This window comes from Citrobacter sp. Cb031, from assembly GCF_030336725.1.
Classification (GTDB): domain Bacteria; phylum Pseudomonadota; class Gammaproteobacteria; order Enterobacterales; family Enterobacteriaceae; genus Citrobacter; species Citrobacter braakii.
Genome location: NZ_JAOWDA010000001.1, coordinates 1 through 15689, shown reverse-complemented (window position 1 = coordinate 15689; position 15689 = coordinate 1). Strand labels below are relative to the sequence as shown.

16 protein-coding genes and 1 pseudogene are annotated in these 15689 nt (G+C 51.1%); 8 read left to right on the top strand and 9 right to left on the bottom strand.

What is annotated here, in order from left to right; genetic code table 11:
* The first annotated feature begins 304 nt into the window (after window positions 1–304).
* From glnA to OGV93_RS00065, 4 genes are all read left to right on the top strand, one after another.
* Window positions 305–1714, top strand: coding sequence for a glutamate--ammonia ligase (gene glnA / locus OGV93_RS00080; protein ID WP_003028638.1), 1410 nt, complete (start codon window positions 305–307; stop codon window positions 1712–1714).
* A 203-nt stretch (window positions 1715–1917) separates the two neighbouring features.
* Complete coding sequence (glnL, locus tag OGV93_RS00075) at window positions 1918–2967, top strand: nitrogen regulation protein NR(II) (RefSeq protein WP_016155163.1); 1050 nt, start codon at window positions 1918–1920, stop codon at window positions 2965–2967.
* A gap of 11 nt (window positions 2968–2978) precedes the next feature.
* Entirely contained in the window at window positions 2979–4388 is a 1410-nt protein-coding gene (gene glnG / locus OGV93_RS00070) for a nitrogen regulation protein NR(I) (protein ID WP_047357802.1), read from the top strand.
* A gap of 112 nt (window positions 4389–4500) precedes the next feature.
* On the top strand, window positions 4501–4611 hold the full coding sequence (locus OGV93_RS00065; protein ID WP_003028631.1) for a YshB family small membrane protein: 111 nt from the start codon (window positions 4501–4503) through the stop codon (window positions 4609–4611).
* A gap of 87 nt (window positions 4612–4698) precedes the next feature.
* Here the strand turns inward: OGV93_RS00065 and hemN are convergent, their stop codons facing one another.
* The 3 genes and pseudogenes from hemN to OGV93_RS00050 all read right to left on the bottom strand — a co-directional run bounded on the left by hemN (window position 4699) and on the right by OGV93_RS00050 (window position 7124).
* Window positions 4699–6072: an oxygen-independent coproporphyrinogen III oxidase gene (gene hemN, locus OGV93_RS00060; protein WP_016157864.1), complete on the bottom strand. Its 1374-nt coding sequence runs from the start codon at window positions 6070–6072 to the stop codon at window positions 4699–4701.
* Between the two features lie 188 nt (window positions 6073–6260).
* The gene (yihI, locus tag OGV93_RS00055) at window positions 6261–6770 is read right to left on the bottom strand and encodes a Der GTPase-activating protein YihI (protein ID WP_019077947.1); all 510 of its coding nucleotides are present in this window, start codon (window positions 6768–6770) and stop codon (window positions 6261–6263) included.
* A 105-nt stretch (window positions 6771–6875) separates the two neighbouring features.
* Window positions 6876–7124, bottom strand: a pseudogene (locus OGV93_RS00050) (hypothetical protein).
* Between the two features lie 209 nt (window positions 7125–7333).
* Between OGV93_RS00050 and yihA the strand changes: the two are divergent.
* Entirely contained in the window at window positions 7334–7966 is a 633-nt protein-coding gene (gene yihA / locus OGV93_RS00045; RefSeq protein ID WP_005121851.1) for a ribosome biogenesis GTP-binding protein YihA/YsxC, read from the top strand.
* A 119-nt stretch (window positions 7967–8085) separates the two neighbouring features.
* Here the strand turns inward: yihA and spfP are convergent, their stop codons facing one another.
* From spfP to OGV93_RS00035, 3 genes are all read right to left on the bottom strand, one after another.
* Entirely contained in the window at window positions 8086–8133 is a 48-nt protein-coding gene (spfP, locus tag OGV93_RS23885; protein ID WP_071892919.1) for a small protein SpfP, read from the bottom strand.
* A 166-nt stretch (window positions 8134–8299) separates the two neighbouring features.
* Window positions 8300–11086, bottom strand: coding sequence for a DNA polymerase I (gene polA, locus OGV93_RS00040; protein ID WP_181598705.1), 2787 nt, complete (start codon window positions 11084–11086; stop codon window positions 8300–8302).
* Between the two features lie 215 nt (window positions 11087–11301).
* Window positions 11302–11637, bottom strand: coding sequence for a hypothetical protein (locus OGV93_RS00035; protein ID WP_019077950.1), 336 nt, complete (start codon window positions 11635–11637; stop codon window positions 11302–11304).
* On the opposite strand from OGV93_RS00035, the gene yihG reads away from it, so the two are divergent.
* Complete coding sequence (yihG, locus tag OGV93_RS00030) at window positions 11522–12391, top strand: 1-acylglycerol-3-phosphate O-acyltransferase, YihG family (RefSeq protein ID WP_223307974.1); 870 nt, start codon at window positions 11522–11524, stop codon at window positions 12389–12391. The genes OGV93_RS00035 and yihG overlap by 116 nt on opposite strands.
* A 13-nt stretch (window positions 12392–12404) precedes the next feature.
* Here the strand turns inward: yihG and dsbA are convergent, their stop codons facing one another.
* The 3 genes from dsbA to OGV93_RS00015 all read right to left on the bottom strand — a co-directional run bounded on the left by dsbA (window position 12405) and on the right by OGV93_RS00015 (window position 14377).
* A complete protein-coding gene (dsbA, locus tag OGV93_RS00025; RefSeq protein WP_016155156.1) occupies window positions 12405–13028 on the bottom strand; it encodes a thiol:disulfide interchange protein DsbA in 624 nt (207 codons plus the stop codon).
* A 16-nt stretch (window positions 13029–13044) separates the two neighbouring features.
* Entirely contained in the window at window positions 13045–14031 is a 987-nt protein-coding gene (locus tag OGV93_RS00020) for a serine/threonine protein kinase (protein WP_016155155.1), read from the bottom strand.
* A 76-nt stretch (window positions 14032–14107) separates the two neighbouring features.
* Entirely contained in the window at window positions 14108–14377 is a 270-nt protein-coding gene (locus OGV93_RS00015; RefSeq protein ID WP_003028616.1) for a YihD family protein, read from the bottom strand.
* Between the two features lie 69 nt (window positions 14378–14446).
* Between OGV93_RS00015 and mobA the strand changes: the two genes are divergently transcribed.
* Both mobA and mobB read left to right on the top strand, forming a co-directional pair.
* Entirely contained in the window at window positions 14447–15031 is a 585-nt protein-coding gene (gene mobA, locus OGV93_RS00010) for a molybdenum cofactor guanylyltransferase MobA (protein WP_016157861.1), read from the top strand.
* Entirely contained in the window at window positions 15013–15531 is a 519-nt protein-coding gene (gene mobB / locus OGV93_RS00005; RefSeq protein WP_131380421.1) for a molybdopterin-guanine dinucleotide biosynthesis protein MobB, read from the top strand. The genes mobA and mobB overlap by 19 nt, the downstream gene beginning before the upstream one ends.
* The last annotated feature ends 158 nt before the right edge of the window (window positions 15532–15689 follow it).

Below are 15689 nucleotides of genomic sequence, written 5' to 3'. Positions count from 1 at the left end.
ATCCTCCGCAAACAAGTATTGCAGAGTTTCTTTGTGATCACATTCACGGAGCGTTAAAAGGGGTAACCTGACATGCTTTGCACCAATATGGTGCTTAATGTTCACATTAAAGCACTATAATGGTGCAATACAACCTTCATGGTGCAGCCCCTTTGCACGATAGTGCGCATGATAACGCCTTTTAGGGGCAATTTAAAAGTTGGCACAGATTTCGCTTTATATTTTTTACGGCGACACGGCCAATTTTTTGCAGAATTGAAGACTTCGTTACCACGACGACCATGACCAATCCGGGAGAGTAAGTATGTCCGCTGAACACGTTTTGACGATGCTGAACGAACACGAAGTGAAGTTTGTTGATTTACGCTTCACTGATACCAAAGGTAAAGAACAGCACGTCACTATTCCTGCTCATCAGGTAAATGCCGAATTCTTTGAAGAAGGCAAAATGTTTGACGGCTCCTCAATCGGTGGCTGGAAAGGCATTAACGAATCAGACATGGTTCTGATGCCAGATGCGTCTACTGCACTTATCGACCCGTTCTATGAAGAGTCCACCCTGATCATCCGTTGCGATATCCTGGAACCAGGTACGCTGCAGGGCTACGACCGCGACCCGCGCTCCATCGCTAAACGCGCTGAAGAGTATCTGCGTTCTACCGGCATTGCAGACACCGTTCTGTTCGGGCCTGAGCCAGAGTTCTTCCTGTTTGACGACATCCGTTTCGGCGCGTCCATTTCCGGTTCCCACGTGGCTATCGATGACATCGAAGGCGCATGGAACTCCTCCACCAAATACGAAGGTGGTAACAAAGGTCACCGTCCTGGCGTGAAAGGCGGTTACTTCCCGGTTCCTCCGGTAGATTCTTCTCAGGACATCCGTTCTACCATGTGTCTGATCATGGAAGAAATGGGCCTGGTTGTTGAAGCACATCACCACGAAGTGGCGACCGCAGGTCAGAACGAAATCGCGACCCGCTTTAACACCATGACCAAAAAAGCGGACGAAATTCAGATCTACAAATATGTGGTTCACAACGTCGCTCACCGTTTCGGTAAAACCGCGACCTTTATGCCAAAACCTATGTTTGGCGATAACGGTTCCGGTATGCACTGCCACATGTCTCTGTCCAAGAACGGCGTAAACCTGTTCTCTGGCGACAAATATGCGGGTCTGTCTGAGCAGGCGCTGTTCTACATTGGCGGCGTAATCAAACACGCTAAAGCGATCAACGCCCTGGCTAACCCAACCACCAACTCTTACAAGCGTCTGGTCCCAGGCTACGAAGCGCCGGTAATGCTGGCTTACTCTGCCCGTAACCGTTCTGCTTCTATCCGTATTCCGGTAGTGGCTTCTCCGAAAGCGCGTCGTATCGAAGTGCGTTTCCCGGACCCGGCTGCTAACCCGTACCTGTGCTTCGCAGCACTGCTGATGGCGGGTCTTGACGGTATTAAGAACAAGATCCACCCGGGCGAAGCCATGGACAAAAACCTGTACGACCTGCCGCCGGAAGAAGCGAAAGAGATCCCACAGGTTGCTGGTTCTCTGGAAGAAGCACTGAAAGAACTGGATCTGGACCGTGAGTTCCTGACTGCAGGCGGCGTGTTCACCAATGAAGCGATCGATGCGTACATTACGCTGCGTCGCGAAGAAGATGACCGCGTGCGCATGACTCCGCACCCGGTAGAGTTTGAGCTGTACTACAGCGTTTAATTAGTACCAATACTCCGTAGATTTCTTGTTGCGACCCACGCGGCTGTAGCAAGAAAAATATAGAGTCTTTAAGTTGCCGTGGAACTTTTAGCCCATCCCAGGATGGGCTTTTTTCTCCACTAACAACCTGCTTCCTCGCGCTTTTTTGATGTAAAAAGCTATAATGCACTAAATTGGTGCAACACTTTTCAGGAGACTGCTGAATGGCAACCGGCACGCTGCCCGATGCTGGGCAGATCCTCAATTCTTTAATCAACAGCATCTTACTCGTCGACGATGAGCTGGCGGTACATTACGCCAACCCAGCGGCACAACAGTTGCTCGCCCAAAGCTCCCGCAAACTGTTTGGTACCCCACTTCCCGATCTGTTGAGTTATTTCTCCTTAAACATCGGGCTGATGCGAGAGAGCCTGGAAGCAGGCCAGGGCTTTACGGATAACGAAGTGACGCTGGTGATAGATAGCCACTCACACATCCTCTCTGTGACCGCTCAGAGGCTGCCTGATGGCCTTATCCTGCTGGAGATGGCGCCAATGGATAACCAGCGCCGTCTGAGCCAGGAACAGCTCCAGCACGCCCAGCAGATCGCTGCCCGCGATCTGGTGCGCGGCCTGGCGCACGAAATTAAAAACCCGCTGGGTGGATTACGCGGCGCGGCGCAACTGCTCAGTAAAGCGCTTCCGGACCCGGCGCTGACCGAATATACCAAAGTCATTATTGAGCAGGCCGACCGCCTGCGTAATCTGGTCGACCGTCTGCTGGGACCACAACAGCCGGGAATGCACGTCACAGAAAGTATTCACAAAGTGGCGGAGCGCGTGGTGGCGCTGGTCTCGATGGAGCTGCCGGAAAACGTCACGCTGATTCGTGATTACGACCCGAGTTTGCCTGAATTACTGCACGACCCGGACCAGATCGAGCAGGTTTTGCTGAACATCGTGCGCAATGCTTTGCAGGCGCTGGGACCGGAAGGCGGCGAGATTATTCTGCGTACCCGCACCGCGTTTCAGCTCACGCTGCACGGTATGCGTTATCGTCTGGCGGCGCGGATCGATGTTGAGGATAACGGCCCGGGAATTCCCTCGCATTTGCAGGACACGCTGTTCTACCCAATGGTCAGCGGTCGCGAAGGCGGTACCGGCCTTGGATTATCCATCGCCCGTAATTTGATTGATCAACATTCCGGCAAAATTGAATTTACCAGTTGGCCGGGTCATACCGAGTTCTCGGTTTACCTGCCTATCAGGAAATAAAGGTGACGTTTATGCAACGAGGAATAGTCTGGGTAGTTGATGACGATAGTTCCATCCGTTGGGTGCTTGAACGTGCGCTCGCAGGGGCAGGACTAAGCTGCACTACATTTGAGAGTGGTAAAGAGGTACTGGACGCGCTGGCCAGCAAAACGCCAGACGTACTGCTGTCGGATATCCGTATGCCGGGCATGGACGGCCTGACGCTGTTAAAACAGATCAAACAGCGGCATCCGATGCTTCCGGTCATCATAATGACCGCACACTCCGATCTGGATGCTGCCGTCAGCGCCTACCAGCAAGGGGCGTTTGATTATCTGCCCAAACCTTTTGATATTGATGAAGCCGTGGCGCTGGTCGAACGCGCCATCAGCCATTATCAGGAACAGCAGCAGCCGCGTAATATTCAAATCAACGGCCCAACAACCGACATCATCGGCGAAGCACCGGCAATGCAAGACGTCTTTCGCATTATTGGTCGCCTGTCCCGTTCTTCAATCAGCGTATTGATTAACGGAGAGTCCGGGACCGGTAAAGAGCTGGTCGCCCATGCGTTGCACCGTCATAGTCCGCGCGTCAAAGCACCGTTTATCGCGCTGAACATGGCTGCTATTCCGAAAGATTTGATCGAGTCTGAGCTGTTTGGCCATGAAAAAGGGGCGTTTACCGGGGCAAATACGATTCGTCAGGGGCGCTTTGAACAGGCAGACGGCGGCACGCTGTTCCTCGATGAAATTGGCGATATGCCGCTGGACGTGCAGACGCGTTTATTGCGCGTATTAGCCGATGGACAGTTTTACCGCGTTGGCGGTTATGCGCCTGTGAAGGTGGACGTACGTATTATCGCCGCTACGCACCAGAACCTGGAACTGCGGGTGCAGGAAGGCAAATTCCGTGAGGACTTATTCCATCGCCTGAACGTCATCCGGGTGCATCTGCCGCCACTGCGCGAACGTCGGGAAGATATCCCACGCCTGGCGCGTCATTTCCTGCAGGAGGCCGCCCGCGAACTGGGAGTAGAAGCCAAGCAATTACACACTGAAACAGAGGCGGCGCTCACCCGTCTGTCATGGCCGGGAAACGTGCGTCAGCTTGAGAATACCTGTCGCTGGTTAACCGTAATGGCCGCCGGACAGGAAGTACTCATTCAGGACTTACCGACCGAACTGTTTGAAACCACCGTGCCTGACGCACCGTCCCATATGCAGCCAGACAGTTGGGCAACCCTGTTGGCACAGTGGGCGGATCGGGCATTACGTTCCGGTCATCAAAACCTGCTTTCAGAGGCTCAACCGGAGATGGAGCGCACGCTGCTGACCACCGCGCTACGTCATACCCAGGGGCATAAACAGGAAGCGGCACGGCTGCTCGGTTGGGGCCGTAATACCTTGACGCGAAAGTTAAAAGAACTCGGAATGGAGTGACGATCGGTCACTGTGTAAAGATTGATAATTGAGCGCAAATTGCTGCTATTTTGCGCTTTACTGTTCCGATGAGTTAAGTATGATCGTGCCCGGCAAACGGGGGGAAGTCATCATGCTGGAATCAATGATAAATCTGCTATCGAGCGGTGCGGTTGAAAGCCATACGCCACAAACTGCGGTTGCCGCCGTGCTGTGTGCGGCGCTGGTTGGGCTGTTCAGCTAGCGGGTTTGTCGGGTGGCGCTTCGCTTACCCGACCTACGTATTGAGATTTCGTAGGCCCGGTAAGCGAAGCGCCACCGGGCAACCCGGCTAAATAACGCGCGAGAACTGCTGCAAACGCGCTTTTTGGCGCAGATATGCATCGAAGCACATGCAAATATTACGAATCAGCAGACGCCCCTTCGGCGTAACCTGAATCCCCTTCTCATCCACATCCACCAGCCCATCTTTCGCCAGCGGCGCCAGCAGTTTCAGGTCTTCGGCAAAATAGTCAGCGAAGTTCAGATCCCATTGTTGTTCCACGGCAGCATAGTCGAGGCGGAAATTGCAGATCAGGAGCTTAATAACATCCCGACGAATGCAGTCGTCGCGGGTCAGGGCAATTCCGCGCCACAGCGCATTCCCCTGCTCGTCTACCTGCTGGTAATAGTGCTTCAACTCTTTCTGATTCTGCGCGTAGTTGTCGCCAATCATACTGATGGCCGATACGCCCATCCCCAGCAGATCGGTATCCCCCTGGGTGGTATAGCCCTGGAAATTGCGATGCAAAACGCCCTCGCGTTGAGCAATGGCCAGTTCGTCATCCGGGCGGGCAAAGTGATCCATGCCAATGAACTGATAGCCAGTTTCGGTCAGTGAAGAGATGGTCTCCTGCAGGATATCCAGCTTCTGCTGCGCGCTGGGCAGGTCGGCATCTTTAATCTTGCGCTGGGCAGCAAACAGCGTCGGCAGGTGCGCGTAGTTAAAGACGCTCAGACGGTCTGGATTCAGCTCAGCCACGCGTTTCAGGGTAAAGGCGAAGCTCTCTGGCGTCTGTTTTGGCAGGCCATAAATCAGATCGATATTCGTTGAGGTAAAGCCAATCTCCCGCGCATGATTCAGCAGCGCAAAGATAAACTCCTCATCCTGCTCACGGTTCACCAGGCGCTGGACTTCTTTGTTGAAGTCCTGCACTCCCATGCTCAAACGGTTAAAACCTTCAGCGCGTAAATGATCAAGGACATCCAGCTCGATTTCACGCGGATCCACTTCGATCGAGATTTCGGCATCGTCGTTAAAGTTGAAATTGCCACGCAGCAGTGACATCAAACGGCTGATTTGCGCTTTATTCAGATACGTTGGCGTGCCGCCGCCCCAGTGCAGCTGGCTGACATGGCGTCCGGCGAACAGCGGTGCGCGATGGATAATTTCTTGTTCCAGGGCATCGAGATATTGATCTGCTTTATGCTGCTGGCGAGTCACAATCTTGTTGCAGCCACAGAAGTAGCACAGTTTGTGGCAGAACGGGATGTGAACGTACAGCGAGAGCGGACGCTCAGGATAACGCGCCACGGCCTTTAGAAATGCTTCTGTGCCGTAGTCTTCAGAAAACTCCAGCGCGGTCGGGTACGAGGTATATCGTGGCCCGGAATAGTTATATTTCTGGATCAGGGCCAGGTCCCAGTCTATTAACTGCTCTGACATACTCACTCCTTCCGATGGCGTCTCTGGCGGGTACGGCGTACCGGCTTAACCCCAGTGCGGGTAATAAACCGGTTGCGCAGCCACTTCTGTCGCCGCGACAACCGCTGTAGTTTAACGAATAACCACATCAGATAACATATAACCGGAAGGGTTATAAGCAGGACGGGAAGACCCACGGTGTAAAACCGTTAGTTGCCGCCTTTCAGCAGACGCATCATGTCTTCCTGCTTTTCTTCCTCTTCCTCTTCTTCCTCGTCATCGTAAGAAAGACCCAGCTTTTGCATCAGCTCATCGATGCGGTCCAGCTTGGCATCAACCCAGGTCTGATCTTCCGCGCTCAGGGTTTCTCCTGCTTCAAGACGCTCCAGCAGCGCATCCAGGCGCTCATCCGTTTCCAGTAAATCCAACTCAGCCTGTGGTGAAAGCATAGGTTTCTCACTCTTCGGTTTGTGCTGTTTGGTGACTTTTTCGGTCACGCCCAATGGAATGGGGTTTTTGCTGCCAATACGAGGATCTTTTTGCTTATTTTGGTTTCCGCCACCAGATGCGCCTTCGCTACCGGACGCACGGCTACCCGCCGCATGACCACGGTGTTTTTTCTGGCGCTTACGGTCGCGAGCTTCCTGATTAATTTCTTCGCGTGTTTTACGACGCGCTTTTGCAGGACCTTTACCGCGTGGTGTAGAAGTTGGTTTCATCATGATTCGTCTTTGGCTGTTTTATTCAGTATATAATTGCGCCGGAATCTAGCAGAAATAAAGAAAAAAGGCGACAGAGTAATCTGTCGCCTTTTTTCCTGACTCTCAACCCTTACGGGCTCTACAATCCTTGTTGGCTATCAACACACCCTGTTTTTCCCTTAGCCTGAAACATTCCGTGTTGTTTCCATTTCCTTTTACTAACGTCTCCGGACGTTTGTCTCCCTGACAATCCTGTGTCTTCGCCTCCTGGCGCTCCTGACCCTCATCCTGAGTCGACTATCCTGTCAGCTTCCTCGCTATGGGCGCTACTTTACCGCTTTGGTTTAAACGTACAAGTAACCTGGGTAACAATTTCGGACTTTAAGAATAGTGCCTTATCTTAACTATATGATTTATTTTAGTTACGTCATTTTTTACTCTGTCATCTCGTATAGAAACTATCGGCAATGTCTCACAAAGTGCGAGGTTTTTACTTACATAGCCTACGCGTCGAAAAACCAGCCTTTTGCTGGGGTTCAGGTATAATCGCTGCAAAGCCCTGATTGATGGAGAGGACTGCTTTGACTAACTTGAATTATCAACAGACGCACTTTGTGATGAGTGCGCCTGATATTCGCCACTTACCTTCCGATACCGGTATCGAAGTGGCTTTTGCTGGCCGTTCCAACGCAGGCAAATCCAGTGCGCTAAATACCCTGACGAATCAAAAGAGTCTGGCGCGTACATCTAAAACGCCGGGTCGTACTCAGCTCATCAACTTGTTTGAAGTCGTTGACGGCAAACGCCTGGTCGATTTGCCAGGATACGGTTATGCCGAAGTTCCGGAAGAGATGAAGCGCAAATGGCAGCGCGCGCTGGCTGAATATCTGGAAAAACGTCAGAGCCTGCAAGGTCTGGTGGTATTGATGGATATTCGTCACCCGCTAAAAGACCTCGACCAGCAAATGATCCTGTGGGCGGTTGAGAGCAACGTTCAGGTTCTGGTACTGCTGACTAAAGCAGACAAGCTGGCCAGCGGTGCGCGCAAAGCCCAGTTGAATATGGTACGTGAAGCCGTACTGGCATTTAACGGTGATGTACAGGTAGAAGCATTTTCATCACTGAAAAAACTGGGCGTGGACAAACTTCGGCAGAAGCTGGATAGCTGGTTTAGTGAACTGGCGCCGATTGAAGAGATGCAGGACGGGGAGTAACCCACCGATATGCCGGATAGCGCCGCTGCGCGTCTTATCCGGCCTACAGCCTGTACGAAACTTTTCTTTCGCACAATAAAAAACGCCCCAGTCATTACTGACTGGGGCGGCTAAAATATTCAGCCAAATCCGATTACGTGAAGTAAAAGGTCTGAAAGATAGAACATCTTACCTCTGTACCCTACGTGAATAACTTTACTCTTTTTTGAGCAGCTCAGAAAGCACTTTTTGTAATTTTTTTTCATTCCTTACATAGGGAATTCTAATGGACATCACAAAAAGTTCTATCTTATGTTGCTTAGTTACGAAAAAGGGGCGTTATTCAGTAAACCCTTAGTGCGCCTGATCCCAGTTTTCGCCACTACCGACTTCCACCAGCAACGGCACATCAATCTGGGTCTCGTTTTCCATCAGTTGATGGATCTTTTTAGAGACGCTTTCGAGGTCATCTTTATGCACTTCAAACACCAGTTCATCGTGTACCTGCATGATCATGCGCACACGTGGTTGCTCGGTTTGCAGCCATCCGTCCACCGCAATCATGGCGCGTTTGATAATGTCTGCGGCAGTACCCTGCATCGGGGCGTTAATTGCCGCGCGCTCTGCACCAGCGCGACGAGCGCCATTACTGGATTTAATATCCGGTAAATAGAGACGACGCCCTTCCAGCGTTTCGACATAACCTTGCTCTTTTGCCTGTGCACGGGTGCGTTCCATATATTCCAGCACACCAGGGTAGCGTTCGAAGTAGAGGTCCATGTACTTCTGTGCTTCTTTACGCGGAATATTCAACTGGCGCGCCAAACCAAAGGCACTCATCCCGTAGATCAGACCGAAGTTGATGGCTTTCGCGCTGCGGCGTTGTTCACCAGTCACGGAATCCAGCGGTAAGCCAAAGACTTCCGCCGCCGTTGCGCGGTGAATATCTTTCCCTTCGGCAAATGCGGTAAGCAGACCTTTATCACGCGAGAGATGCGCCATGATACGCAGTTCAATCTGTGAGTAGTCTGCGGAGACAATCACGTAGTCTTCTGGCGCAATAAACGCCTGACGAATACGACGACCTTCGTCATTACGTACCGGGATGTTCTGCAGGTTTGGATCCGTGGATGATAAGCGCCCGGTAGCGGTCACCGCCTGGTGATAGGAGGTGTGAACGCGCCCGGTTTTCTTGTTAATCATCAACGGAAGCTTATCCGTATAGGTCGACTTCAGTTTTGCTAAGCCGCGATATTCCAGGATCACTTTCGGCAATGGGTAATCGAGCGCGAGCTCTTCCAGTACCTCTTCCGACGTTGATGGCGCGCCGCCAGGGGTTTTCTTCAGCGGCTTAATACCCTGCTTTTCAAACAGGATAGTTTGCAATTGTTTGGTGGAAGAGAGGTTAAACGCTTCTCCGGCGATCTCGTGCGCTTTTTGCTCCAGCTCGTTCAAACGCAGCGTCAGCTCTTCTGAATGTTTGTGCAGAACAGCCGGATCGATTTTCACACCATTGCGCTCAACGCGAGACAAAACAGGAACCAGCGGCATATCGATATTTTCAAAGACGTTCAGCGGTCCTTTATGCTGCTGCAATTCTGGCCACATTTTGAGATGGAGCTGTAGCGTAACGTCGGCGTCTTCCGCAGCATAACGTCCGGCTTCTTCCAGCGCTATCTGGTTAAAGGTCAGCTGGTTTTTGCCCTTTCCGGCGATCTCTTCAAAGGTGATGGTTTTATGTTTCAGCCAGCGGTCCGACAGGCTGTCCATATCGTGTCGGCCAGCGACGCTGTTAAGAATGTAGGATTCGAGCATGGTGTCAAAGGTGATACCACGCAGTTCGATGCCATAGTTCGCCAGGATACCGCGATCGTACTTCAGGTTTTGCCCGACTTTATGCGCGTTCTCATCTTCCAGCAGCGGCTTCAGCAATGCCAGCGCGCGGTCGCGAGCGATCTGATCGGGGGCGTCCAGGTAATCGTGGGCAACAGGAACATATGCAGCCACACCCGGTTCAATGGCAAAAGACAGGCCAACCAGATTCGCGGAGATGTTGTCCAGGCTGTCAGTTTCAGTATCGAAGGCAAAGACAGGCGCTTTTTTCAGCTTCGCAATCCACTCTTCCAGCGTCGCTTCATCCAGAATTGTCACATAGTTATCATACGAGAGAACCGTGGCCGGCCCCTCAGGCGTTTCATCGACGCCGATAGTTTCCTGTGGTTTTGCCGCCGGCTTCGTTCCTTTCGCCTGTAGCCATTTACCCGCTTCAACGTCAGTAACCCAACGCTTGAATTCGTACTGTTTAAACAGGCCAAGCAGTTCATCCGCTGCCGGCTGACGTACTTCCAACTGCTCGCAGGTCAACTCCAGTTCAACATCCGTTTTAATGGTAGCTAATTGATAAGAGAGGTACGCTACCTCTTTATTCTGCTCAAGTTTGCCCGCCATAGTTTTCGCACCACGGAAAGTCAGCCCCGCGATTTTGTCTGATTCAGCATAGAGGGTATCCAGCCCCCCCAGCCCCTGCAGCAGAGCCTGCGCTGTTTTTTCACCTACGCCAGGAACGCCAGGGATGTTATCTGAGGAATCCCCCATCAGCGCCAGGAAATCGATGATCAGTTCTGGTGGAACACCATATTTATTCACCACTTCATCCGGGCCGAGGATCGTATTGGTCATGGTGTTGATCAGGGTGATATTCGGCGTCACCAACTGAGCCATATCTTTATCACCGGTACTAATCAGCACCGGACGACCCACCTTCTCTGCTTCCCGCGCCAGCGTACCAATGACATCGTCTGCTTCCACGCCCGAAACGGCCAGCAGTGGCAACCCCATCGCTTTTACCATCGCATGCAGAGGCTCAATCTGCGCACGCAGATCGTCCGGCATGGGTGGGCGGTGTGACTTGTAGTGTTCGAATAACTCATCACGGAAGGTTTTACCCTTAGCGTCGAATACCACCGCAGCATGGGTCGGCTGATATTGCAGAATCAAGCTACGCAGCATGTTGAGGACACCATACATCGCGCCAGTAGGTTCTCCTGCACTGTTAGTCAGCGGCGGGAACGCATGGTATGCGCGATACAGGTAAGAGGAGCCATCTACAAGGATAAGTGGGTTTTCTGGGATCTGAACCATAATGTCCGTGCCTGTTTATCAGATTATGGGTAAAGGATGCCACAGACAGGATGAAAACATGAGTTTTTCGCCGCATTTGTCGAAAAACTTTTGTAGATCTTCTGCTTTGCTCGCAAAGAAGACTGTGGATAACTTTGTGAATAAATAATTTTCAGCTCTTTAAATATAGCAATAAAATTAACACATCATTTATTTTGTACATATATTTCAGAAGCTTAAATAAATGCGTAGCATTTTATTCCATTTATACAGCTTATATCCTGATGTGGATAGATATTCCCTTTTTTTCTATTCAGGGAAGATCCATCATTTGGTTCGTTTTCTGATAAAATCAGCCCCTTGCGCCTCTTTAGCGCACTATCTATGGCTAACCTTTTGAATAATTTAATTATGACGAGAATACTCGCTGCGATAACGCTGTTGCTGAGTATCGTATTGACCATATTGGTCACGATTTTTTGTTCTGTGCCGATCATCCTTGCCGGGGTTGTAAAACTCCTTTTGCCCGTTCCCGTTGTCTGGCGCAAGGTTTCTGTCTTCTGTAATTTCATGATGTACTGCTGGTGTGAAGGTCTGGCGCTACTACTACACCTCAATCCGCGACTGAAGTGGGATGTCGAGGGACTGGAAGGTCTTAGCAAGAAAAACTGGTATCTGCTCATTTGTAACCATTACAGCTGGGCTGACATCGTTGTGCTTTGCGTGCTGTTTCGTAAGCACATCCCCATGAATAAATATTTCCTCAAGCAACAACTGGCCTGGGTGCCCTTTATTGGCCTGGCCTGCTGGGCGCTGGATATGCCGTTTATGAAACGCTATTCGCGTGGCTACCTGCTCCGTCATCCAGAACGGCGCGGTAAAGATGTCGAAACAACGCGTCGTTCCTGCGAGAAGTTTCGCGTACACCCGACAACTATTGTGAATTTTGTCGAAGGTTCACGCTTTACCAAAGAGAAACGTGAGCAAACCCGCTCTCCTTATCAAAACTTGCTCCCTCCAAAGGCGGCCGGTATTGCGATGGCATTGAACGTACTGGGGTCACAGTTCGATAAAATGTTGAACGTCACGTTGTGCTATCCGGAAAATAGCAGCCGACCGTTCTACGATATGCTGAGCGGTAAGCTAACGCGTATTGTCGTGCGGGTAAATCTGGAGCCAATTCATGAAGGGTTGCACGGTGATTACGTCAACGATAAGGGATTCAAGCGTCGGTTTCAGCTATGGCTTAATACGCTGTGGAGTGAGAAAGACGCGCAGCTCGACGCGATTAAAGCTTCAAATGAAAAAGCCGGTCAGCACAAGTGACCGGCTTTTGCTTTTACTTCTGACCAACCAGATACTTCACGGTATCCGCATACTGTTGTACAAAGATATCCATGCTGCTGGTATCCATGCCCTGCGGATTTACCTGATATTTGCCATTCACGAACATTGCCGGAACGCCCTGCAGCTGTAAATCAGCCGCCGCTTTTTCCTGCTGCGCCACGAGTGATTTCACCACGAAGCTGTTCCATGCCGCATCATAGTCTTCACCTTTAATACCCGCGTCGACAAACACTTTACGGATATCAGCTACAGACTGAACGGTCTGGGTTTTCTGAACACCTTCAAACAACGGAACGGTTACTTGATCTTCAACGCCCAGCGCCATAGCAACGGCCCAAGCTTGCGTCAGATCTTTGCCCAACGGCCCCAGAAACTCGACGTGGTACTTAGTCATCTTGGTGCCTTCCGGCAGTTTTTTCTTCACGTTATCAGATACGTGAAGAACTTCTTCAAACTGATAGCAGTGCGGGCAGTAGAAGGAGAAGAACTCCAACACTTGCGGTTCACCCGCAACAGGCTTTTCCAGAGTGATGTATTGTTTGCCATCCTGGAACTGCGCTGCAGATGCGCTAAAAGCTAAAACCATACCAGCCAGCGCCAGCCATAATTTTTTCATGTTCAAATTTCTCCGATTAATACATTGGCGTTAATTGTAAGGGGGGCTCTTGCAGAATTTTTGCCTGCTCAATAAAGGTCGCGGTCTGACGATGCCAGTAATCTTCCCCGGTTAACCACGGGAAGTTTTTTGGAAACGCAGGGTCAGCCCAACGTCGAATTAGCCAGGCAAGATAATAAACTAAACGCATAGCGCGTAAAGGTTCTATCAGTCCGATTTCAGAGGTGTCGAACTCACTAAACTCTTCATAAGCCTCGATAATGGTTTCAAGCTGCATGCGTTGTTCAGCTTTATCGCCATTGAGGAGCATCCATAAATCCTGAACAGCCGGGCCATTGCGGGCATCATCTAAATCGACAAACATCGGACCATCGCGCCACAGAATATTACCGGCATGACAATCACCGTGCAGACGTAACGTGGTAAAACGTGCATGCCAGCGTTCGGTAACGACCGCGATAAGCGCATCCGTTGCCTTCAGGAAAGCCGCTTTTTGCCCTGATGGGATCAACTGTGCGTGTTCAAAAAGCTTACGCGGCTCAGTCAGGTATTCTTCAAGGCCAATCGTCGGGCGAAAGGCAAAAGTACGCTTGCATCCGGTCTGATGCATACGCCCCAGATAGCGCCCCACCGCCTCCATCTGATCGATATTGTCGGCCTCAAACTGCCGCCCGCCGACGCTGGGGAAGATCGCATAATGGAAACCCTGATGGCTTAACAGCGTTTGGCCGCTTAGTACCAGCGGTGCAGCTACCGGGACTTCATCGCTTACCAGTTCCAGAGCAAACTGGTGCTCTTCCTGGATCTGCTCGACAGACCAACGTTCAGGGCGATAAAACTTAACGACAAAGCGTCGACGGTCTTCGTCCTGGAATTGATAGACACGGTTTTCATAGCTGTTAAGCGGGGTAAGCCCGGAGTCCACCCGGATCCCCTGCTCAAACAGTGCATCCATGATGGTATCCGGGTGTAGCGTCTGGAAATTAAAAGCGTTGTCGTTCATCCCATCATCCGGAAAATACTACGAATGATTCAGGATATCATTTCGCAGCGCTTTCGGTGGTGGCGATTACAAGCTTTTACTCTTTAATTACGCCACGTGCGCGGAGTAGTGCGGTTTTAAAATCTTCCTCATAATCTTTCTGAATACCTGGGATGACGGCGTCTTTCGCCGAGTCACGCATTTTCAGGTGATAGATCAGAATGTCATCAGTTAAATCCGCCAGTTCGCCGTCAAAACCTGACTCTTGCGCCAGTTTCTGTAAAAATTGCATCAGGTTAAGATCGGGTTCCTTCTGCCAGGCCGGCTGGAGGAGTTCAATAACTTCATTCAGACGTTTACATTTCATGGTTGTGCTCCTTAGGCTCAATACAGATACGTTAGCAGGGTCAATCCCACATTAAAAGAGGCGATATCAGTGATTCTGGATAGTGCAATAACAGGGGTTGTGCTGGCAGGCGGTAAGGCCAGACGGATGGGCGGAACCGATAAAGGTCTGCTTGAGCTGGATGGTAAACCTCTTTGGCGGCATGTGGCCGATACCCTCGCTTTACAGGTCGAAACCGTGGTGGTTAATGCCAATCGCCACCGGGATATTTACCAACAAAGCGGCCTGAAAGTTATCCCTGATTCATTGGCCGATTTCCCTGGCCCACTGGCCGGGATGCTATCGGTATTCCTGCAGCAAGCGGGGGAGTGGTTTCTGTTCTGCCCGTGCGATATGCCCTATATTCCTCACGATCTGGTCAAACGTTTGAAGGAACAGCGCAAAGCTGCACCGGTTGTCTGGGTGCATGATGGGGAAAGAGATCATCCGACCATTGCGCTAATGCACCGCACCATGCAACCCTTGCTACAAGATTATCTTCAGTCCGGTGAAAGACGCGTTATGGTCTTTATGCGCCAGGCTGGCGGTCATGCTGTCGATTTCAGCGATCATAAAGATGCGTTCGTGAACGTGAACACCCCTGAAGAACTTGCAAAATGGCAGGACAAATCATGATCCCATTACTCGCTATAGCAGCATGGAGCGGAACGGGAAAAACTACGCTGCTTAAAAAATTGATCCCGGAGCTACGTGCCAGAGGCATTCGTCCCGGATTGATTAAGCATACTCATCACAATATGGATGTTGATAAGCCCGGCAAAGATAGCTATGAGCTACGCAAAGCCGGTGCAGCGCAAACCCTGGTCGCCAGCCAGCAGCGTTGGGCATTAATGGTAGAAACCCCGGAAGAGCCTGAACTGGATTTAGCGTACCTGGTAAGCAGGATGGATGCTTCTACACTGGATATGGTGTTGGTTGAGGGCTTTAAGCATGAACCTGTTGCTAAGATCGTTCTTTTTCGCGACGGTTGCGGGCACAGTCCAGAGGACCTGGCGATAGACAACTATGTTATCGCGGTTGCCAGTGATATTCCGCTTGCGGTGGATGTTCCATTGTTAGATATCAACGATATACAGCAAGTTGCCGATTTTGTTACGCAATGGATAAGTAGATAGCTGCTGTGTCGTGATACGCCTTTGTAGGCCGGATAAGGCGGGAGGTCACCTCCGGCAGTTCTCACTCCCTGCAGACGCAAAAAAGCCCATCCGGCAGGATGGGCTTCTTCACTTATTTGATGCCTGGCAGTTCCCTACTCTCGCATGGGGAGACCCCA